At 68.7% G+C, this 19,725-nt stretch carries 22 protein-coding genes and 1 tRNA gene; 12 read left to right on the forward strand and 11 right to left on the reverse strand.

What is annotated here, in order from left to right; genetic code table 11:
- Entirely contained in the window at positions 1-936 is a 936-nt protein-coding gene (fabD, locus tag U1872_RS03530; protein WP_332791472.1) for an ACP S-malonyltransferase, read from the reverse strand.
- 209 nt (positions 937-1,145) lie between these two features.
- On the opposite strand from fabD, the gene U1872_RS03535 reads away from it, so the two are divergent.
- The 4 genes from U1872_RS03535 (at position 1,146) to rplI (ending at position 2,989) form a co-directional block, all read left to right on the forward strand.
- Entirely contained in the window at positions 1,146-1,517 is a 372-nt protein-coding gene (locus tag U1872_RS03535) for an RcnB family protein (protein WP_332791473.1), read from the forward strand.
- 186 nt (positions 1,518-1,703) lie between these two features.
- The gene (gene rpsF, locus U1872_RS03540; protein ID WP_133188028.1) at positions 1,704-2,138 is read left to right on the forward strand and encodes a 30S ribosomal protein S6; all 435 of its coding nucleotides are present in this window, start codon (positions 1,704-1,706) and stop codon (positions 2,136-2,138) included.
- Between the two features lie 14 nt (positions 2,139-2,152).
- Entirely contained in the window at positions 2,153-2,377 is a 225-nt protein-coding gene (gene rpsR / locus U1872_RS03545; RefSeq protein ID WP_010186331.1) for a 30S ribosomal protein S18, read from the forward strand.
- A gap of 12 nt (positions 2,378-2,389) precedes the next feature.
- Positions 2,390-2,989, forward strand: coding sequence for a 50S ribosomal protein L9 (rplI, locus tag U1872_RS03550; RefSeq protein ID WP_332791474.1), 600 nt, complete (start codon positions 2,390-2,392; stop codon positions 2,987-2,989).
- Between the two features lie 277 nt (positions 2,990-3,266).
- Here the strand turns inward: rplI and U1872_RS03555 are convergent, their stop codons facing one another.
- Positions 3,267-3,647 (reverse strand): hypothetical protein, encoded by a 381-nt coding sequence (locus U1872_RS03555; RefSeq protein ID WP_332791475.1) that lies wholly within the window; start codon positions 3,645-3,647, stop codon positions 3,267-3,269.
- A gap of 71 nt (positions 3,648-3,718) precedes the next feature.
- The gene (mutL, locus tag U1872_RS03560) at positions 3,719-5,548 is read right to left on the reverse strand and encodes a DNA mismatch repair endonuclease MutL (protein ID WP_332791476.1); all 1,830 of its coding nucleotides are present in this window, start codon (positions 5,546-5,548) and stop codon (positions 3,719-3,721) included.
- 160 nt (positions 5,549-5,708) lie between these two features.
- On the opposite strand from mutL, the gene U1872_RS03565 reads away from it, so the two are divergent.
- The 6 genes from U1872_RS03565 (at position 5,709) to U1872_RS03590 (ending at position 11,751) form a co-directional block, all read left to right on the forward strand.
- Entirely contained in the window at positions 5,709-6,755 is a 1,047-nt protein-coding gene (locus U1872_RS03565) for a rod shape-determining protein (protein WP_332791477.1), read from the forward strand.
- A gap of 200 nt (positions 6,756-6,955) precedes the next feature.
- Entirely contained in the window at positions 6,956-7,795 is an 840-nt protein-coding gene (locus U1872_RS03570) for a rod shape-determining protein MreC (RefSeq protein WP_443025308.1), read from the forward strand.
- 7 nt (positions 7,796-7,802) lie between these two features.
- Positions 7,803-8,312 (forward strand): rod shape-determining protein MreD, encoded by a 510-nt coding sequence (gene mreD, locus U1872_RS03575; RefSeq protein WP_332791479.1) that lies wholly within the window; start codon positions 7,803-7,805, stop codon positions 8,310-8,312.
- Positions 8,309-10,414 (forward strand): penicillin-binding protein 2, encoded by a 2,106-nt coding sequence (gene mrdA, locus U1872_RS03580; RefSeq protein ID WP_332791480.1) that lies wholly within the window; start codon positions 8,309-8,311, stop codon positions 10,412-10,414. Before mreD ends, mrdA begins: the two co-directional genes overlap by 4 nt.
- Complete coding sequence (gene rodA, locus U1872_RS03585; protein WP_332791481.1) at positions 10,411-11,529, forward strand: rod shape-determining protein RodA; 1,119 nt, start codon at positions 10,411-10,413, stop codon at positions 11,527-11,529. Before mrdA ends, rodA begins: the two co-directional genes overlap by 4 nt.
- A gap of 146 nt (positions 11,530-11,675) precedes the next feature.
- Positions 11,676-11,751, forward strand: a tRNA-Lys gene (locus U1872_RS03590).
- Between the two features lie 140 nt (positions 11,752-11,891).
- Here U1872_RS03590 and U1872_RS03595 read toward each other — a convergent pair.
- Together U1872_RS03595 and U1872_RS03600 are read right to left on the reverse strand one after the other, a co-directional pair.
- Positions 11,892-12,302: a hypothetical protein gene (locus U1872_RS03595; RefSeq protein ID WP_332791482.1), complete on the reverse strand. Its 411-nt coding sequence runs from the start codon at positions 12,300-12,302 to the stop codon at positions 11,892-11,894.
- Positions 12,303-12,312: 10 nt separating this feature from the next.
- Positions 12,313-13,431 carry a DNA/RNA non-specific endonuclease gene (locus U1872_RS03600; protein WP_332791483.1) on the reverse strand — a complete coding sequence of 373 codons (1,119 nt, stop codon included), beginning with the start codon at positions 13,429-13,431 and terminating at the stop codon, positions 12,313-12,315.
- Between the two features lie 178 nt (positions 13,432-13,609).
- On the opposite strand from U1872_RS03600, the gene U1872_RS03605 reads away from it, so the two are divergent.
- Both U1872_RS03605 and U1872_RS03610 read left to right on the forward strand, forming a co-directional pair.
- Positions 13,610-14,506, forward strand: coding sequence for a Tle-like phospholipase domain-containing protein (locus U1872_RS03605; RefSeq protein ID WP_332791484.1), 897 nt, complete (start codon positions 13,610-13,612; stop codon positions 14,504-14,506).
- A 32-nt stretch (positions 14,507-14,538) separates the two neighbouring features.
- Complete coding sequence (locus U1872_RS03610) at positions 14,539-15,441, forward strand: ankyrin repeat domain-containing protein (RefSeq protein WP_332791485.1); 903 nt, start codon at positions 14,539-14,541, stop codon at positions 15,439-15,441.
- Here U1872_RS03610 and U1872_RS03615 read toward each other — a convergent pair.
- Genes U1872_RS03615 through sctJ form a run of 6 tightly spaced genes read right to left on the reverse strand, consistent with a single transcriptional unit; the run spans position 15,432 to position 19,712 of the window.
- Complete coding sequence (locus U1872_RS03615) at positions 15,432-16,061, reverse strand: hypothetical protein (RefSeq protein ID WP_332791486.1); 630 nt, start codon at positions 16,059-16,061, stop codon at positions 15,432-15,434. The two genes, U1872_RS03610 and U1872_RS03615, sit on opposite strands and share 10 nt — an antisense overlap.
- Positions 16,058-16,507, reverse strand: coding sequence for a hypothetical protein (locus U1872_RS03620; RefSeq protein WP_332791487.1), 450 nt, complete (start codon positions 16,505-16,507; stop codon positions 16,058-16,060). Before U1872_RS03620 ends, U1872_RS03615 begins: the two co-directional genes overlap by 4 nt.
- Positions 16,504-17,853 (reverse strand): FliI/YscN family ATPase, encoded by a 1,350-nt coding sequence (locus tag U1872_RS03625; protein ID WP_332791488.1) that lies wholly within the window; start codon positions 17,851-17,853, stop codon positions 16,504-16,506. Before U1872_RS03625 ends, U1872_RS03620 begins: the two co-directional genes overlap by 4 nt.
- Positions 17,843-18,454: a FliH/SctL family protein gene (locus tag U1872_RS03630; protein WP_332791489.1), complete on the reverse strand. Its 612-nt coding sequence runs from the start codon at positions 18,452-18,454 to the stop codon at positions 17,843-17,845. Before U1872_RS03630 ends, U1872_RS03625 begins: the two co-directional genes overlap by 11 nt.
- A complete protein-coding gene (locus tag U1872_RS03635) occupies positions 18,451-18,963 on the reverse strand; it encodes a hypothetical protein (RefSeq protein WP_332791490.1) in 513 nt (170 codons plus the stop codon). The genes U1872_RS03630 and U1872_RS03635 overlap by 4 nt, the downstream gene beginning before the upstream one ends.
- Positions 18,960-19,712: a type III secretion system inner membrane ring lipoprotein SctJ gene (sctJ, locus tag U1872_RS03640; RefSeq protein ID WP_332791491.1), complete on the reverse strand. Its 753-nt coding sequence runs from the start codon at positions 19,710-19,712 to the stop codon at positions 18,960-18,962. Before sctJ ends, U1872_RS03635 begins: the two co-directional genes overlap by 4 nt.
- Between the last annotated feature and the right edge of the window lie 13 nt (positions 19,713-19,725).

The following is a 19,725-nucleotide window of genomic DNA, read 5'->3' on the forward strand; positions in this document are numbered from 1 at the left end:
TCACATCGCTTTGATCGCGGCCTCGATCTCGTCCATCGTCACGAGACTGACCCCATCGATCTCGGGCGCGATGCGCTTGACCATCGGGGTGAGCGCCTTGCGTCCGAATTCGACGGTCTGCTCGACCCCCGCCGCTGCCATCGCCAGCACCGACTCGCGCCAGCGCACCATCCCGGTGACCTGCTCGACCAACAGTCGGCGGATCGTATCGGGATCGCTCACCGGCGCCGCGGTGACGTTGGCGAAGATCGGCAGAAGCGGCGCATCGACGCGCGCACTGGCCAGTGCGGCTTCCATCGCCTCTGCCGCCGGACGCATCAGCGGGCAATGAAATGGCGCCGATACGTTCAGCACGACCGCGCGCTTGGCGCCCATGTCCTTGGCCAGTCCGACGGCGCGCTCGATCGCGCCCCGGTGCCCCGAAATCACCACCTGCGAGGGATCGTTGTCGTTGGCGACGGTGCAGACCTCGCCCTCGGCGGCAGCCGCGGCGATAGCTCGTGCGATATCGACGTCGGCCCCGAGCAAGGCCGCCATTGCGCCCATCCCGACCGGCACTGCCGCCTGCATCGCCTGCCCGCGCAGCTTGAGCAACTTGGCGGTGGTCGTCAGGTCGATCGCGCCGGCTGCGCACAAGGCGCTATATTCACCCAGCGAATGGCCCGCGACATAATCGGCCTTGTCTGCGAGGCGCAGATTGCCCTCCGCCTCGAACACGCGCAGCGTCGCCAGAGCGTTGGCCATGATCGCCGGTTGGGCGTTCTCGGTCAGTTGGAGTTCCTCTTCCGGTCCCTCGCGCATCAGGCGGAAGAGATTCTGCCCGAGCGCGTCGTCGACTTCCTGAAACACCGCGCGCGCGACCGCGCTGGCTTCGGCCAGCGCCTTGCCCATGCCGACCGACTGACTTCCCTGTCCGGGAAAAATGAACGCACGCATCTTCATACTCCTTATGGGGTGCGCGGTTAGGCGCTCGGCCGAAGCCGCGTCAAGCAGCAGGCCGACCCGGCCAAGCTGAACGAGACCGTTCCGGCCGGGACATTTTGCGACCGTTTCGGGTTCTGAACGCCACGGATGCGCGACAAACGCTTCCTAGATTGTGTTCGACGCCGGGAGTTAAGGCGCCGTCCGAAACAAGGAGTTCTATCGTGAACAAGTTCATTCTCGCCGCATTGGCGGCATCGTCGATGCTCAGCCCGCTTGCCGCCACCGGCGCATCGGCCCAGCAGCGCGACGAACGCCGCACCACAGTGATCCGCCAGCAGCCCAACGGGCGCACCGTCGTCACCGAGCGTCGCGTGGTTCGGCCGCAGCAGGGTCGTCGCTGGGCACGCGGCCAGCGCTTCGATCGCCGCTATGCCAGCAACTATCAGGAAGTCCGCGATTGGCGCCAGTATCGCGGCCGGCGCCTCTACGCCCCGCCGCGCGGCTATCACTGGGTCCGCTCGGGTAACGATGCCGTCTTGGTCGCGCTCAGCGGCGGCCTGATCGGCGCAGTGCTCGGCGGCGCGTTCAACTAAGACCCGCGAACCGGCGCGGAAGGCTTGCCTTCCGCGCCGATTTCGCTATGGCACGCCGATCGGGGTGGAGAGCGCACGCTTTCCGCCCCGGTTGCCATTGAGATGGCAGACGTGACGACGATAGCCGGAGGGGCGTTTCGCATGGTGCGGGCGTCAGCGATCGGCCAAGAATGAAAGACGAGACACATGGCTCTATACGAGCACGTGTTCCTTGCGCGCCAGGATCTGGCACAGGCGCAGGTGGACGCTCTGGCGGAAATCGCCACCAAGATTGTCAACGACAATGAAGGTCGGGTCGTCAAGACCGAGAATTGGGGTCTGCGTAGCCTCGCGTACAAGATCGCGAAGAACCGCAAGGCGCACTACGTCATGCTCGAGATCGATGCCCCGGGCAACGTGATCGCCGAGCTGGAGCGCCAGACGCAGATCAACGAAGACATCATCCGCTACATGACCGTCAAGATCGATGCCTCGGAAGAAGGCCCGAGCGTCATGATGCGCAAGTCGGACCGCGACCGTGAGCGTCGTGGTGATCGCGAAGGCGGCCGTGAAGGTCGTGGCGATCGTCCCGACCGCGGCGATCGTGAAGATCGCCCCCGCCGCAGCTTCGACGGCGAATAAGGGAGTTATAGACAATGGCACGCCCATTTTTCCGCCGCCGCAAGTCCTGCCCGTTCTCGGCCAAAGACGCCCCCCGGATCGACTATAAGGACGTCCGGTTGCTCCAGGGCTTCGTGTCCGAGCGTGGCAAGATCGTTCCCAGCCGCATCACTTCGGTGAGCGGCAAGAAGCAGCGTGAGCTCGCCCAGGCGATCAAGCGTTCGCGCCATCTGGGCCTGCTGCCCTACATCGTTAAGTAAGGGGCCCAACAGATGGATATCATCCTGCTGGAACGCGTCGAGAAGCTCGGCAACATCGGCGACGTCGTCAAGGTGAAGGACGGGTTCGCCCGCAACTTCCTCCTGCCGAACAAGAAGGCGCTCCGGTCTAACGAAGCCAACCGCAAGGTCTTCGAGAAGAACCGTGAGAAGATCGTCGCCGACAACGCTGCAAAGCGTGGCGAGGCCGAGGTCGAAGCCAAGACGATCGACGGCATCACGCTGACGCTGATCCGCCAGTCGTCGAACACCGGTCAGCTCTACGGTTCGGTCGCAGTGCGCGATCTGATCGACGGGCTCGAGGCCGAAGGCCACAAGGTGCCGAAGTCGTCGATCGTGCTCAACAAGCCGATCAAGGCGATTGGCCTCTATGAGGTCAAGGTTTCGCTGCACCCGGAAGTGTCGGTGACGATCAAGGTCAATATCGCACGTTCGCCGGAAGAGGCGAAGATGCAGGCCGAGGGCGTCAACGTCATGGAAGCGATGTTCGAGAAGGACGAGGCCGGTTTCGTCGAGGATTACGATCCCAACGCCGAGCCTGGTGCGACTGCCGAAGTCGCTGCAGACGAGCCGGAAGCGCCCGCGCAAGCGTAAGCGTTTCGATCGAATGCAACAGAAAAGGGCCGTCCGGAGAAATCCGGGCGGCCCTTTTCGTATGTTCTGCCCCGCCGCTTGCGAGGACGGGGCGGATGGAACGTCTAGCCGGTGACCGCGCAAGCGCCGACGAGTGCGGCGAACGGGATCAGGGCGAGGAAAACCGGGAGAACTTTAGCCATCGGATCGGTCGCTTTGCTGTACGGTGCTGCAGGGGGATACCGCTAAAATGCGCGGCTCCGCCAAAGGTTCAGCTTGCCGAAAGCTTTTCTGGTTTTCACCCCTCGGCCGACGCGCCGCCGGGCTCGCCTTTGGCCAGGACCCAGCGCAACGCCTCGTCATAGGTCGAGACGAAATGCGCGAAGGGCTGCGAGAAGACGCGCCGGACCTGCAGTCGCGCGAGCATCGTTCCGGTAACAATGGCAACACCGCGTGCGCGCTGCATCCGCGTCAGATGCTGCGCCATCGCGCCGATCATGTCCTGCGACTGCACCGGGCACTGCGAGACATCGATGATCAGCGCATAGGAGTCGAACCGCGCTTCGGTGACCTGCGCGATGAGATCGGAGACGAGCCGCGCGGTATCGGCGACCTCGAGCATGCCATGCATGTCGATCTTGACCAGCGCATGCCCGCGGTCGACGGTGATCTTGTACATTGGCGCCTCCGCGACGAGCCGTAGCCGGCCAGGCCTTGAAAAGCCGTTGATGCGGGCACCGGGGGAAACCCCTATTTACGACCGAACAGCTTCTCGATGTCGCCATGCGCCAGCTTCACCCAGGTCGGCCGGCCATGGTTGCACTGCCCCGAATGCGGGGTGACCTCCATCTCGCGGAGCAGCGCGTTCATCTCGGCGACCGACAGGATCCGCCCGGCGCGGACCGAGCCGTGGCATGCCATCGTCGCGGCGACATGGTCGAGACGTTCGCGCAGCGACAGCGCCTCGTCGAAGGCGGCGAGCTCGTCGGCAAGATCGGTGACGAGGCCGGTGACGTCACTTTGCCCGAGCATTGCGGGTACGCCGCGCACCAGCATCGCGCGCGGGCCGAAGCGGTCGAGGTCGAGGCCGAACTCGCTGAGCTCGGCGGCGCGCGCCTCGAGCCGGTCGCAGGCGGGTTCGTCGAGCTCGATCACTTCGGGAAGCAGCAGCGCCTGGCTGGCGACTCCGCCGCTCGCCATCGCCTTGCGCATCCGTTCGAGCACGAGCCGTTCGTGCGCGGCATGCTGGTCGACGAGGATCAGGCCGTCGGGGCTTTCGGCGACGATGTAGGTTTTCGCGACCTGGCCGCGCGCGACGCCGAGCGGGAATTCGGTCGTCTCGGGCGGCGGCGCGTAGGCCGGCTCGGCGCGGGCTTGCGGCGGCGGGGTGAAGAAGCTGCGGCGGTCGTTTAACGCGTACGAGCGCTGATCGAGGGCAAGCCCCTCCCTTTCAGGGGAGGGGTTGGGGTGGGGCCGTGCCGAGAACGCTAGCCCTGACTCGCGGAATGGCCCCACCCCCAACCCCTCCCCTGAAGGAGAGGGGCTTTGCTCCTGCGTCCACGCCGCGAGCGCACTTTGCGGCGCCGATTGGCTCCGGTGACCGGCTTCGTCCAACGCCCGCCGCAGCCCGCTGACGATCAGCCCGCGCACCAGCGCCGGCTCGCGAAAGCGCACCTCGGTCTTGGCGGGGTGGACGTTGACGTCGACCGCATCGGGCGGAACGTCGAGGAACAATGCCACCACGGCATGCCGGTCGCGCGGCATCATCTCGGCATAGGCGCCGCGGATCGCGCCGATCAGCAGCCGGTCCTTCACCGGGCGGCCGTTGACGAACAGATATTGATGGTCCGCCACGCCGCGGTTGAAGGTCGGCAGCCCGGCGATCCCGCCCAGCCCGATCCCTTCGCGGACGAAGTCGATCCCGACGCCATTGTCGACCAGCCCACGATCGGTCAGCGCGGCGACGCGGTCGGGCAAGGTCTCGCCCGCGCTGACGCTGAGCGAACGCCGCCCGTCATGCTCGACCGAGAAGCCGATGTCGGGCCGCGCCATCGCGAGCCGCTTGACGACGTCGAGGCACGCCGCGAACTCGCTGCGGGGCGAGCGCAGGAACTTGCGCCGCGCCGGCACCCGCTCGAACAGCCCCTCTACCCGCACCCGCGTGCCCGGTGGAATCGCGGCGGGCGATTCGGACACCACCACGCCATTGTCGACCACCCGCGCCCAGCCCTCATGCCCCCGCACCCGGCTCTCGAGCGTCATCCGCGCGACGCTTGCGATCGAGGGCAACGCCTCGCCGCGAAAGCCGAGCGTGCTGACGTTTTCGATCGCCTCGTCGGGCAGCTTCGAGGTGGCGTGCCGCTCGAGCGCCAGCGCCATGTCGGCCGGCGTCATGCCGCAGCCGTCGTCGGTCACCTCGACCAGGTCGGTTCCGCCGCCCGCCAGGCGTACCGCGATGCGCGTCGCGCCTGCGTCGACCGCATTTTCGACCAGTTCCTTCAACGCGCTGGCGGGCCTTTCGACCACTTCACCGGCAGCGATGCGATTGACGAGATGTTCAGGCAGGCGGCGTATTGACATGGCCTAGGCTCTAGCCCAATCGCAGGCCTCCCGCGACCCGCATTCCACCACGTAACAGAGCGGTTTCACCGCCGCCCTGAACGCCTTGGTTGTAAGCGACGTCACGATATTGTGCGACCTGTCGGCAGTTCACTAAGTCCGGCGTGAAACGGAACGATCCATGGGCTTTTTCTCGAATCTCTTCCGCTTTTCCTCCCATGACATGGCGATCGATCTGGGGACCGCCAACACGGTGGTCTATCTGCGCGGCAAGGGCATCGTGCTCAACGAACCGTCGGTCGTCGCGGTCGAGACCTTGAACGGCGTCAAGCGCGTCAAGGCGGTCGGCGACGACGCCAAGCTGATGATGGGCAAGACCCCCGACAGCATCCAGGCGATCCGCCCGCTGCGCGATGGCGTCATCGCCGACATCGACGTCGCCGAGCAGATGATCAAGCACTTCATCCATAAGGTGCATGGCGGCCAACGCCGCTTCATGCGCTGGCCGCAGATCGTGATCTGCGTGCCGTCGGGTTCGACCTCGGTCGAGCGCCGCGCGATCCGCGATGCCGCGTCGAACGCCGGCGCCTCACAGGTCTGGCTGATCGAGGAGCCGATGGCCGCCGCGATCGGCGCCGACATGCCCGTTACCGAGCCGATCGGTTCGATGGTCGTCGATATCGGCGGCGGCACGACCGAAGTCGCGGTGCTCTCGCTGCGCGGCCTTGCCTACACCACGTCGGTGCGCGTCGGTGGCGACAAGATGGACGAGGCGATCGTCTCCTACGTCCGCCGCAACCACAACCTCCTGATTGGCGACGCCACGGCCGAGCGGATCAAGCAGGAAGTCGGCGTCGCCAAGCCGCCGGCGGACGGCATCGGGCTCACGATCCACGTCAAGGGTCGCGATCTCGTCAATGGCGTGCCCAAGGAAATCCAGATCAACCAGGGCCAGATCGCGGAAGCGCTCAGTGAGCCGGTTGGCCAGATCGTCGAGGGCGTCCGCATCGCGCTCGAGAATACCGCGCCCGAGCTCGCTGCCGACATCGTCGACCAGGGCATCGTGCTCACCGGCGGCGGCGCGCTGCTCAAGGGAATCGACGAAGTGCTCCGCGACGAGACCGGCCTGCCCGTCACGATCGCCGACGATCCCCTCACCTGCGTCGCGCTCGGCACGGGTCGCGCGCTCGAGGATCCGGTCTTCCGGGGCGTCCTGCACAGCGCCTGACGCGCTGAAATGACGCGTCGCGCGGCCTGGATGGTGGGATATCCCCTACTCAGGCCGCGTCAGTTCGCGTAAGGCGAACGCAGTTTTCATAGCTGGCCCTCGGGCTTTTGGATGGGGGTAAAATGGCGCCGCCTCGCAATCGGCGTCCGGGTTTTTCGCGGCGGGCGCAATACAGCCTTTTTGCAGGATATGTCGTCGCCGTGGCGGGTGCGCTCGTCGGGGCGGTGCTGCTCGCGCTGTCGACGCTCGATCCGGTCGCCTTCGCCGTGCTGCGCGCCAGTGTCGCAGAAGTGACGACGCCGGTATCCTCGGGAATTTCGGGCGTGGGCCGCTGGTTCGGCGGCATTCCCGGCGCGATCGGCGATTATATCGCGGTGCGTGGCGAAAATGCGGTGCTGCGCAAGCGACTGTCCGACCAACATGCGCTGTTCATGCGCGCACGCACGCTCAATTATGACAACCGCCGCCTGCTCGCCTTGCTCCACGTGCGCGAGGGGATCACAGAGCCGGTGGTTGCCGCCCGCATCGTCAGTTCGTCGGCGTCAAGCACGCGCCGCTTCGGCATCCTCAACGCCGGATCGTGGCAGGGCATCGCCTCGGGCCAGCCGGTGCGCGGACCCGAAGGCTTGATCGGGCGAGTCGTCGAAACAGGGCCGAACACCGCACGCGTGCTGTTGCTGACCGATCCCGAGAGCGTCGTGCCGGTGCGCCGCACCCGCGACGGCATTCCCGCGCTCGCCACCGGGCGCGGCGACGGGCTGATCGACGTGAAGTCGGTCGCGCTCACCGCCACCGATTTCGGCCCGGGCGACGTGTTCGTGACGACTGGCGTCGGCGGCATCTATCCGCCCAACGTGCCCGTCGCACGCGTCCAGCGGCGCGGCCGCGACGCCGCGATCGCGCGCAGCTTCGCGCAGCCCGACACGGTCGACTATGCGCTGGTGCAGCGCGCCTTCATGCCGCCGCCCCCGCCGATCGCGGTCCCTGCCCCACCGCCCAAGCCCGCCGCCAAGCCGCCGGTGGCGAAGAAGAAGCCGTGAGCGCGTGATGAGGCAGGTCCGCGGCCCGTTCGACGAAGCGCCCGACCGGAGCTTCCAGCGCTTCGTGCCCGCGCTGTCGGTGCTCGTCGGTTCGTCGCTGACACTGTGGCCCGTGGTGGCGAGCTTTCCGTTCCTTCCGCCGTTCGGCCTGCTGATGCTGCTCGGCTGGCGGCTGGTGCGGCCCGAAAGCCTGCGCATCTGGGCGCCGCTGCCGCTCGGCCTGTTCGACGATCTCGTCAGCGGCCAGCCGCTCGGCAGCGCAATGCTGTTCTGGACGCTGTCCTTCTTCATGATCGACCTCGTCGACCAGCGGGTCGTCTATCGCGACTTCTGGCAGGATTGGCTCGTCGCGGCCGGGTCGATCAGCTTCTGCCTGATTCTCGGACGGCTCGTCGCGACCCCGCTCGCCGCGCATGTCGACACCACGCTGCTGCTGCAGATCGCGGTGTCGGTGTTGCTGTTCCCGCTTGCGGCCCGTATCTGTGCGATGCTGGCGGGAGAGGAAGACGAGGCATGAGCGGCGCCGCCTTCAAGCCGACGACCCGGATGGCGACCGAGGCCTCGCAAAGTTACAGTTTTTCGCGGCGCACGGTCCTGCTCGGCGCCGCGCAAGGAACGCTGGGGCTGGTGCTCGCCGGGCGCATGGCGTGGCTCGCGGTGGTCGAGAACGAGCAATATACGCTCAAATCGGAGAGCAACCGCGTCAACATGACGCTGGTGCCGCCACGGCGCGGCTGGATCGTCGATCGCCACGGCGCGCCGATCGCCAACAATCGCACCGATTTCCGCGTCGACATCATCCCCGACCGGCTCGAGAATAAGGACCATGTCCTCGCGCTGCTGCGCGACCTGCTAAAGCTGCCGCCCGAGGAGATGGACCGGCTCGTCGCCGATCTCGAGCATGCCGCCGGGTTCCAGCCAGTCCAGGTCGCCGAGAATCTCGACTGGGAGCGTTTCGCAGCGGTCAGCGTCCGGCTGCCCGAACTTCCCGGCGTCGCGCCCACGCGCGGTTTCTCGCGCAGCTATCCGGCGGGCGCGGCGGTCGCGCATCTCACCGGCTATGTCGGCGCCGCCTCGGCCGAGCAATATAAGAAGACGCGCGACCCGCTGATGGTCACGCCCGGCTTCAAGCTCGGCAAGGATGGGCTCGAAAAGACGCTCGAGAAGGAATTGCGCGGCGTCGCCGGGCAGAAGCGCGTCGAGGTCACCGCGCGCGGCAAGCTCGTCGCCGAGCTCGCCACCAAGCCCGACCAGCCCGGCGCCAATGCGCGGCTGACGATCGACGTCGGCCTCCAGGACTATGCCGCGCGCCGGCTCGGCACCCAGTCGGGGTCGGTTGTCGTGATCGACGTCGCGACCGGCGAGATGCTGGCGATGGTGTCGATGCCCGCCTACGATCCGAACAGCTTCTCCGACGGGATCAGCCATCTCGAATGGAAGATGCTGTCGGAAAACGACCATGTGCCGTTGATGAACAAGGTGCTGCAGGGGCTCTATCCGCCGGGCTCGACGGTCAAGCCGATGAACGGGCTCGCCTTGCTCGGAGCGGGCGTCCCGGCGTCCGACCGGGTTGTCTGCTCGGGCGCGCTGCGCGTCGGCACCGGCATCTTCCATTGCCACAAGAAGAGCGGGCACGGTGCGCTCGACCTCAAGAATGCGATCATGCAAAGCTGCGACATCTATTTCTACGAGATGATCCGGCGGCTCGGTTACGATCATGTCGCCCCCGTCGCGCGCTCGCTCGGGCTCGGGCAGAAGTTCGAGCTGCCGTTCAACAGCCAGCGCTACGGGACCGTGCCCGACACCGCGTGGAAGCTGCGTCGCTACAAGCAGCAATGGACCGTCGCCGATTCGCTCAATGCCTCGATCGGCCAGGGCTATGTGCTGAGCAATCCGCTCCAGCTCGCGGTGATGGCGTCGCGCCTGGCCTCGGGCCGCGCACTCCAGCCGACGATCCTCGCGGCCCACGTCCGGCGCGACGTCCCCAACCTGCCCTTTCAGCCAGATCATCTGCAGACGATCCACGAGGCGATGTGGGGCGTGGTCAATGGCGGCGGCACCGGCGGTGCGGCGCGGATGCTGATCCCGGGCGTCGCGCTGGCGGGCAAGACCGGCACCGCGCAGGTCCGCCGCATCACGATGGCCGAGCGCGCCGGCGGCGTCCTCAAGAATGGCGCCCTGCCGTTCAAGATGCGCGACCACGCCCTGTTCCAGGGCTTTGCGCCGCATGACAAGCCGCGTTACGCCATCGCCGTGGTGCTCGAACATGGCGGCCACACCGTGCGCAACCTCGATACGCCGGCAATCGCGCGCGACGTCATGACCTATCTGTTCGATCGCGAGCGCGCGATGGCCTCGCTCGTCGAAGGCGAAGCGACCTGGGGCGGCGATATCCGCACGCGGATGGCGGCGGAGAATGCCGCCTACCGCGCCGCGGCCAACGCTCCGCCGCTCGCAGTCGGCGCGCAGACCGAACGTGACGCGACCGCACCGACCGAAGCGCCGGCGGTCACCGCCGCCGCCGCTGCCGACGTCGCGACTGCGGAGGCTCTCGCCAACAGCCAGGCGACCGGCAACACCGTCGCCGAGGACGGCACGACCGAGCGAGACTTGCCATGAGTGGCCTCAACTTCGTCCCCGCTCCGCTGGCGCAACTGCCGTGGAAGATCCTGCTGCTGGTGCTCACGATCGGCTGCTTCGACCTGCTCGTACTCTATTCGGCCGCTGGCGGCAGTGTCCGGCCGTGGGCGCTTTCCCAGGGCATCCGTTTTTTCGTGTTCCTGGCGGGCGCGATGGTCTTGTCGCGCATCCCCGAGCGCTATTGGAGCGGGGGCGCGATCCCCGCCTATGTCGTGCTGTGCATCATGCTCGTGCTGGTCGAGCTGGTCGGCGCGATCCGCGGTGGCGGGCAGCGCTGGCTCGATCTCGGGATCGGCTTCCGCCTGCAGCCGTCCGAGCTGATGAAGCCGTGCATCGTGCTCGCCTGCGCCAAATTCTACGATCTGCTCCCGCCCAACGAGACGCGACGCTTCGGGGCGATCTGGCCGGCGGCATTGCTGATCCTGGTGCCCGCGGCGTTGGTGATGAAGCAGCCCGATCTCGGCACCGCGCTGATGATCATGATTGGCGGCGTGACGGTGATGTTCCTCGCCGGGGTGCCGCTGCGGCTGTTCATTGGCGGCGCGCTGGGGCTGAGCGTGGCGATCCCGTTCGCGGTCAATTTCGTGCTGCACGGCTATCAGCGCAACCGCATCCTGGTGTTCCTCGATCCGGAAAGCGATCCGCTCGGAATCGGCTACCACATCAGCCAGTCGAAGATCGCGATCGGTTCCGGCGGGGTGTTCGGCAAGGGCTTCCTCAACGGCACCCAGAGCCATCTCGACTATCTCCCCGAGGGGCATACCGATTTCGCGCTGGCGACGATGATGGAGGAATGGGGCCTGATCGGCGGGGTGTTGCTGATCATTGCCTTCCTGCTAATCGTCCGCTGGGGCCTGTCGGCGGCGCTGCAGGCGCAATCGCGCTTCGCCAAGCTGGCCGCGGCGGGGCTCGCCGCGACGATTTTCTATTATGTCGCGATCAACATGGCGATGGTGATGGGGCTCGCCCCGGTGGTCGGCGTGCCCCTCCCGCTGATCAGCAACGGCGGATCGAGCCAGATGACCTTCATGATCTGCTTGGGCATCCTCATGTCGATCGATCGCACCAACCGCAAGGCGCCGACGCGCTGGTGACGCCGTGTGCTCGAGGTCCTCGGGCGGCGAATGAAGTTTTTTGCTGCACTCGCGCAAAAAGGGTTTGCATCCCGCCGCGACGCTGCTAATCGACCGCCTCCCGCAGCGGCGGCGCCACCAAGCGCCCTTGAAATCGCCGGGACTTTGGACGCATAGCTCAGTTGGTAGAGCAGCTGACTCTTAATCAGCGGGTCCTTGGTTCGAGCCCAAGTGCGTCCACCATTTCTCATTGTCGCAGCCCCCGATGTGCGCAACGGTCTTCTGTTGCGGTAGCGGGTGTCATGCGACGTTACGAGACGTCTTGGCGCTAGACCACCCAAGCGCTCGAAGCGCTCCGATCAGGCGATCCGTCCTGGCGGGGCTCAGCCCGCCTTGGTCTCGCGCTTGTATGCATCGAGGTAATGGTCGAGCCGCTCTTCCTTGGCCTTGTCCCAGATGCCGTTGAGCCGCTTGGGCGAATCGTAGGAGAAGGTGAAGCCGTAGCGCCCGGGATAGTCGATCTGGAGCTCGAACCCGCCGAGCACGTCGCCCGCCGCCTTGCGCTGCGTGTAGAGCGCGACGATCGCCGCCTGCGCCTCTGCGCTGAGCGAGAATTGCGGATCGCTCAGTTCGCCGTCGGCATCGCGCGTTACCGCGAACGCGACGGTGTCGAACTGATAGCCGTCGTCCGCCTCGGCTATCTCGACATCGGCGACGATCCGCTCCCACTGCGCAACCGGGGCGCCGCGGGCGATCTCGGTGACGATCCGGTCCTGCAGAGCGGTCATGTCCATGGCTGGTCCCTCATTTGTTGACGAAGCTCTGCTCGCGCCATTTGCCGCCGTTGACGCGATACGAGCCGATGATCTGATCGGGCCGATTGGTCGCGTTGCTATCGCCATACTCGGCCCGGATCTTCACTTCCACCCGATTGCCCGGCTGGGCAGCGATATCGGCGACAGTGTTCTCGAAGCGTTTGTACGCGCCGGTATTGAGATTGGGGAGCCCGTCGCCGATCGGTTTGCCGTTGCCCGGCACCACGTTGAGCCGATTGGTCTGCGCCCCGAAGCGGTCGGCGATGAGGTGGAAGCCGACATCGGTCGGCTTGCCCTCGTGCCCGATCTGCGTCTGCAGCGCGTTGTCGTTGCGGCCGGCGGGGGCGAGGCTGATCTGGCCCTCGGCGCTGCTGACCCGACCGCCTGCGTCGGTGGTATAGGCATAGCTGCCGAATTCGTAGCGCGTATTGGGCAGCGCGTGGTTCGCGGCGGCGTTGAAGTCGGCGGCGCTGGTGAAGCTGCGCACCGCGACCTTCTCGCCGGCGCGGGCCACGTCGTCGCCATGCTTGGCGGTGGCGCGTGCGATGTCGCCGCCGGCGTCGGCAACCTTCTCGCCGCCGCGCAGCAGCCCCTTCGCGGCATCGCCGACGCCCGGGATGATACCGATCGCGGAGGTGGCGAGATTGGCCCAGCCGCCCGATTTGCCCTGCACGATCTGCCCGACCGCGGCGCCCATGTCGCGGACATCGGCGATCTGCCCCGCGACGGGAACGAACCCCATCACGACCTGCCCTGCGGTCTTCGACCAGCTGTCGTTGCTGCTGAGGTCGCCCGCGAACGCGCCCTCGAAGAACGACCCGATTCCCTCTTGCGAAGGTGGAGGCGTCGGTGCGGGGTCGGTGGCATGTAGCGCGGCGGCGAATTGTCCGCGCTCGACCGGGCTCATCGCGGCATCGAGCGCCGTCGTCAGCCGTGCGGTTTCGGCGGGGTCGCTCGCCGCCTGCGCCGTCACCGCGGCGGCAAGGCTCACTGTATCGAGCGCGCCGCGCATGCGGTTGGCCGCGAGGAGCGCGCCGGCGATATCCGGCGGCGCTGCGCCGCGCGCCGCGCCGGTGGCGCCACCCGCGCCGGTTGCTTCCACACCCATGATGGTCTCCTGTCCGCGCCGGCCCGCCGCAGCGAAGCCGTTCGACGCCGCGACAAGACCAGATCGCGCGTGGGCGCGCCCTCCCCGTTTCGACTATGCGCGCTAGTCGATGCGACTAGCGCGCAGTCGGCGCCGCCACGCTACTCCCACCGCAGCAGGTTTTCCGAAAGGCGTCGCGATGCTCCAGTCCGTAACGGCCGCTCAAGCGATCCGCCCGACGTCGGTCAGCGGAACAGCGCCCGATGACCCTCCCGGCGCATCCTATCTCCGCGACTGGCGCAGCGGGCCGGCTACACTTCCGCCGGCGCTGCTGCGCGCTCCGCCACCGACCGCCGCAAACGACACCGGGCTGGCGACGCGCGCGCGGGAAAACGCGCTGCTCTCGGCCGACGTCTACCGCGCGACTCCGACGCCGCCACCGGGCTTTCATGTCGCGGACGCCGCGGCGCTCGACAAGCTCGGCCTGACCCCGACGATGCTCGAGCAGCCCGGCTCGAGCTTTCGCGCGCGCGTCTATGTCGCTGGCGACGGCGCCGACCAGCGCTATGTCGTCGCGTTTCGCGGGTCGCAGGACGGCGAGGACTGGAAGAACAATGCCGAGCAGGCGCTCGGCCTCAATTCGGTCGCCTATGGCAAGGCGCTGCAGATCGGCCGGGTGCTCGCACGCAGCGATGCCGCGGTGACGCTGACCGGCCATTCGCTCGGCGGTGGCCTCGCCTCGGCCGCGGCGATCGCTGCGGGCCGCGACGCCGACACATTTAACGCCGCCGGGCTGACCGACAAGACGATCGCCAGCGCGCGCAGCGCCGGCCCGGCGACCGCCGCGCAGGTCCAGGCCTATCATGTCCCCGGCGAGATCCTGACGACGCTCCAGCAGGGCGGCGATCGCGCGCTGGCGGGCGTGGTGTTCGGGCCGCTCGGCGCGGCGCTGGGCGACCTGCCCGAGGCTTACGGCGTCGAGCATACGCTGCCCAACGTCCGCCCGGCGGGCGCGAGCTTCGTCGACGGGCTCAACCCGGTCGCACGTCACGGCATGGACTGGGTCCTTGCCGGGACCGGCGCGTTACGTGATTGACGGGGCCGGAGGTTCGGGCCGGAGGTTCAGGGATGCCGAAGCATGGACGGTTTACGCTCTTCCCCTTGCTCGCCGCGGCCGCGCTGATGGCCGGATGCAGCGAGAGCGCGGCGCGCTGTTTCGCGCCTGACACGGTGCTGCCGCAGCGCGCGGCGACGCTCGCCGACCCGCGCCTCGGCCAATCGGCGCGCGATCTCGCCGAGGCGCTGTTCGATCGCGACCTGCCGCGCGCGACGCGCCTGCTCGACCGCGATCCGGCGCTCGCCAAGGTCGGTTTCGGCGCGCATTTCGACATGCTGGTGGTCGCGCTGTCGACCTGCGATCACCAGGCGGTAGACCTCCTGCTCGCCAAGGGGGCCGCGCCCGATGGCGTGACGCCGGGGATACCGCTGGTCTATGCGCTGCGTGCCGAAGCGCCGTGGTTTGCGGAGCGGCTGTTGCGCGCGGGCGCGGCGGCGACCCCGGCGCGCGACGCGACCGGGCCGATCAACACCGCCATCGCGCTCAATTCGCTCGACGGTGTGCGGATGCTGCTCGATTTCCACGCCGACCCCAATGTCGCCGAGCGCACCGGCAACCGCCCGCTGCATACCGCGCTCGACATGGAGCGCTTCCGCATCGCCGAACTGCTGCTCGATCGCGGCGGCGACCCCTGGGCGATCGACGTCGGCGGTGCGAACCTCGCGACTTCGACGCACACGCCAATGCTCACGGCCGACGCCGCCGAGGCTGCGGCGCAACGTCGGCTTGCATCGCGCGTGACCAAACTCGGCTGGCCCGACCCCGCGCCTAGCCCGCGCGAGATCCGCGTGCTCGCGCTCGCGGGCAAATGGCCCCCCGCCGCTGCGCGGGCCAAGGGGGCGGCGGCGGTGCCGGCGCGTGTGCTCGAGACGATCCGGCCGAATACCGCGCCGGGGGCGAAGCCTCAGCCCTGATCGGGCGCGACGCTCAGCGCGCCGACCTCGAGCCCGCGATCCGCAAAGCCCTGGCGCAATGCGTCGAGCGCCCCGTCCGACGGCGCGCGCTGCGCGCCGACATAGAGCTCGACATCGAGCGTCCCCGCGGGGTTCTGCACCAGCCGCGCGCCGGTCGTCGGCCAGGTCGCGGGGCCGAACTGGACGCGGACTTCCTTCGATCCCTTGCCGTGCTCGCGCGCCCACAGCTGCGTCATCAATTGCGCGAACGCCGATGGATCGACCTGCGGCGGCGGCGGGCTCGGCAGCGGCACCGCGACCGGCGCGCCCGACTGGCCGAGCAGCGCCAACCCATCGCCGTGCTGCTGCGCCAGTTCGCGATCGAACTGGAGCGCATCGCGCAGCGGATCGCCCGCGAGCGCCGCCGTCCGCGGCGCGTTGGCAGCGACTTCGGCGGCAACTCCGGCGGGCAGCTTGCCCTGCTTGCCCGTCTGCCCGCCCGCCGTGTCCTGGCGCCGCGCGCGCGCGAAGGCGTCGGCCATGGCGCGGACGTCATGTGCGTTGGCCTCCGGGCGGGCCTGGGTCGGGCTCCGCGACGGGTTCGCCGCGGGCGGGCGGCTGCTGCTCGATACGCTGGTCATCGCTTGCTCCTGTCGTCTTCGGCGTCGCGCAGCGTGCGCTCCTCGGCGCGATACGCCGCGCGGCGTTCGAGCGCGCCGACATGCTCGGCCAGCCGATCATGACGCGCCTGTGCGAGGATCAAGGCACGACGCCGCTCGGCTTCGGTCTCGGCGCAGTGCGCGAGCGCATCGGCGGCTTCGTTCGCCGCAGTCCGCGCCAGCGCGTGCGCAAAGAGCGAGCGATCGACCAGAGCGAGACGCAGCTCCGCCGCCGCCGGATCGCGCACCAGATCGGCATGCGCCGTGACGAGCGTCGCGCCGGCGACCTGCGCATCGGCCTCGGCAGTCGCGCAGTCGGCGTCGGCCTGCGCCGTCGCGCGCCGCGCTTCGGCGAGCGCGGTCGCGCTGTGCGCCATGCGCGCCGCGCGCAGCCGCACGAGCATCCGCGCCTGGTCGGCCGCGCTCACCCGGCGACCCCGCGCAATTGCAGCACCGCGGTCGCGAAGGGTTCGGTGACGTGCGTTTCCTGGCGGAGCAGCGCGTCGATCTCGGGCTTGGCGGCGATCGCCTTGTCGGCGAGCGGATCGCAGCCAGGCTTATACTCGCCGACCTGGACGAGGAATTCGATGTCGCGATGCTTGGCGAGCAGCGCGCGCACGCGCAGCGCGGCGGCGTGGTGCTCGGGCGACACCAGCCGCGGGAACAACCGGCTGAGGCTGTCGAGCACTTCGATCGCCGGATAATGCCCCGCCGCGCCGAGCTTGCGCGACAGCACGATATGCCCGTCGAGGATCGAGCGCACTTCCTCGCCGACGGGATCGCCGCCCTCCTCATCCTCGAGCAGCACGGTGTAGACCCCGGTGATCGAGCCGACCGCATCGGTCCCGGCGCGCTCAAACAGCCGCGGCAGCTCGGCGAAGACCGACGGCGGGAAGCCGCGCCGCACCGACGGCTCGCCCGCGGCGAGCCCGATCTCGCGCAGCGCGCGCGCAAAGCGCGTCGCCGAATCCATCAGCAGCAGCACCGATCGGCCCTCGGAGCGGAAGCCCTCGGCGATCGCGGTGGCATGGTGCGCGGCGCGGACGCGCTCCATCGCCGGCCGGTCGGAGGTGGCGCAGACGATCACCGCGCGCGCGAGGCCGTCGGGGCCGAGGCTGTCCTCGATGAACTCGCGGACTTCGCGCCCGCGCTCGCCGATCATCGCGATCACGATGACATCGGCGTTCGAGAAGCGCGCGAGCATCCCGAGCAGCGTCGACTTGCCGCCGCCCGCCGCCGCGAACACGCCGATGCGCTGCCCCGCGCCGATCGTCAGCAGCGTGTCGATCGCGCGGACGCCGGTGGCGAGCGGGGTGTCGATCAGCGCGCGCTCCATCGGCTGCGGCGCGACCGCATGGAGCGGGCGGCGCTTCATCCCGCGCGCGACGGGGCCCTTGCCGTCGATCGGCTGGCCGCGCCCGTCGAGCACGCGGCCGAGCAGCGCGTCGCCGTACGGCACGCTGTCCTCGCCCGCGCGGACGATCACCTCGGCATCAACCGACAGGCCGCGCACGTCGCCGAGCGGGGTGAGGATCGCGGCGGTGCCGATGATGCCGACGACTTCGGCCGCGACGACGAGGCCGGTGGCGGGTTCGATGATCTCGCACGCCTGCCCGATCCGCGCGTCGATCCCGGTGACCTTGAGCGTCGTGCCGATCGCCTCGACCAGCCGCCCGCGACGCTCGACTGTGGTCGCGCGACGGAGATTGTCGAGCAGATGGTCGACGCCCTGTGCGCCGCGCTCGGCCTGCTCGCCCGGCAGCTCAGCGTTCATGCCGCGCCTCCGCCCAAGCCTTGTCAATCTGCGCCAATTGCGTCTCGAGGCCGGCATGCGTCCGGCCGAGCGGCGTCTCGACGATGCAATCGCCGGGCGCGAGCGTCGCATCGGCCTCGACCGCGAGCGCGCTGCGCTCGCTCAGCCGCGCGCGCACCGCCTCGGCATCGCGCGGCGCGACCTTGACGATCGCGGCGGTGTCGGCGGCGAGCGAGGCGGTGGCGCGATCGGCGATCGCGGCGACGAACGCTTCCTCGCCGATATCGGCGGCGATCCGCCGCACGACCTCGATCGCAAGCGTGGCGATCTCGTCACGGCGCGTGGCACGCTGCTCGGCATCGCGCACGACGAGGCGGAACAGCTCGGCGCGGGTCTCGGCCTCGGCGGCGGCGCGCCCTTCCTGCCGCCCGCGCTCGAAGCCCTCGGCATGTCCGGCTTCGTCCGCCTGCGCCGCCCGTCGCGCGCTGTCATCGTACAGCGCACCCGCGCGGGTGAGCAGAGCGAGCGCGCTCGCGAAGGCGGGGACGTCGCTCGCCGCAACGATCGGGTCGTCGGCCAATGCAGTGGTGGCGGCATCGGCATGGAGAATGAGGTAGGTCATACGGTCTCCGGCGCGCTCAGCGCGCGGGCGACGCACGCCAGCGCAATCGCAGGCGCAACGTCGTCCAAGCGATCGCCCGATGGCACGACCAGCCCGCGCAGCGCCACTGGCAGGCTCGCGCGGAGCAGCGAAGCGCCGCGCGCGGCAAGATGGTCGGCGTCGACGATCGGCAGGACCATCGTCGGATCGACGATTTCGCCGATCGCCCAGTCGACGGCCGCCTCACCCGCAACCGTCGCGATCCCCCCGAGCCATGCGCCGTCGATCGACTTCGCGAGATGCGGGGCGATCGACACCAGCGCCGCGAGCCGCCCGATCCGCCGCTGCGCCGCACGCGGCAGCCGGAGCCACGCAGGCGCGAGCGCAAGGTCGCTGATCGCCACCGCCGCCTCGTCGGTGCCGTCGAGACGGCGCAGCAACGCCGCGCCGCGCCGTGCCGCGGGTCCGCCGTCGCGCGCCGCCAGATCGGTGGCGATCGCGCTGATCTGGCGCCGCGCGAGCGCGCTCACGATCCGCTCTCCTGCTCGACGATCGCGCGCCGCCGCCGCCGCTGATGCCAGCGGCGGAACCCGGGATAGCCGATCAGCCCGCCGAGCAGCAGCACGCCGCCGATCGCGATCGGCAGCAAATTGCCCGAGCCGGGATCGGCCTGCACCGCCGAGATCGGCAGCGGCTGCGCCGGGAAGGTCTCGACGGAGACGTTCTCGTATTTCAGCCCCTCGATCGAGGTGACGACGAGCGCCTTGATCTTGCCGACCTGCGCCTCGACGTTGGTGCCGGGGCGATATTTGACGAAGACCGAGGCCGACGACGGCTGCTTGGCGTCGGCCAGCGGCTGCGCCTCGGGCAAAGCGAGATGGACCCGCGCCTGGACGACGCCGTCGATCTCCGAAATCGTGTGGGCGAGTTCCTGGCTCAGCCCGAAGGCGAGCCGCGCGCGCTCCTCGGTCGGCGAGGAGACGAACCCTTCCTTCTTGAACACCGTGCCGAGCGTCGCGAAATCGTCGCGCGGATAGCCCTGCGACTGGAGCACCGCGACGGCGCGACCGAAATCGCCCTCGGCGGTCTCGATCGACCAGCCGGTTTCGCCTTTCTCCTGTTTCGAAGCGCTGATCCCGGCGCGTTGCAGCGCGGCGACCATCTCGTTCGCCTGCGCTTCGGTGAGCTTGCTGTAGAGCTCCTGGCGACCGCACCCCGCCAGCGCGAGCGACAGCGCGATCAGCAGCCCGGTGGCCCTGCCCCATGATCGCACTGTCATGTCGTCGCTCCTC

The organism is Parasphingomonas frigoris, from assembly GCF_036663815.1.
Taxonomy (GTDB): Bacteria; Pseudomonadota; Alphaproteobacteria; order Sphingomonadales; family Sphingomonadaceae; genus Sphingomonas.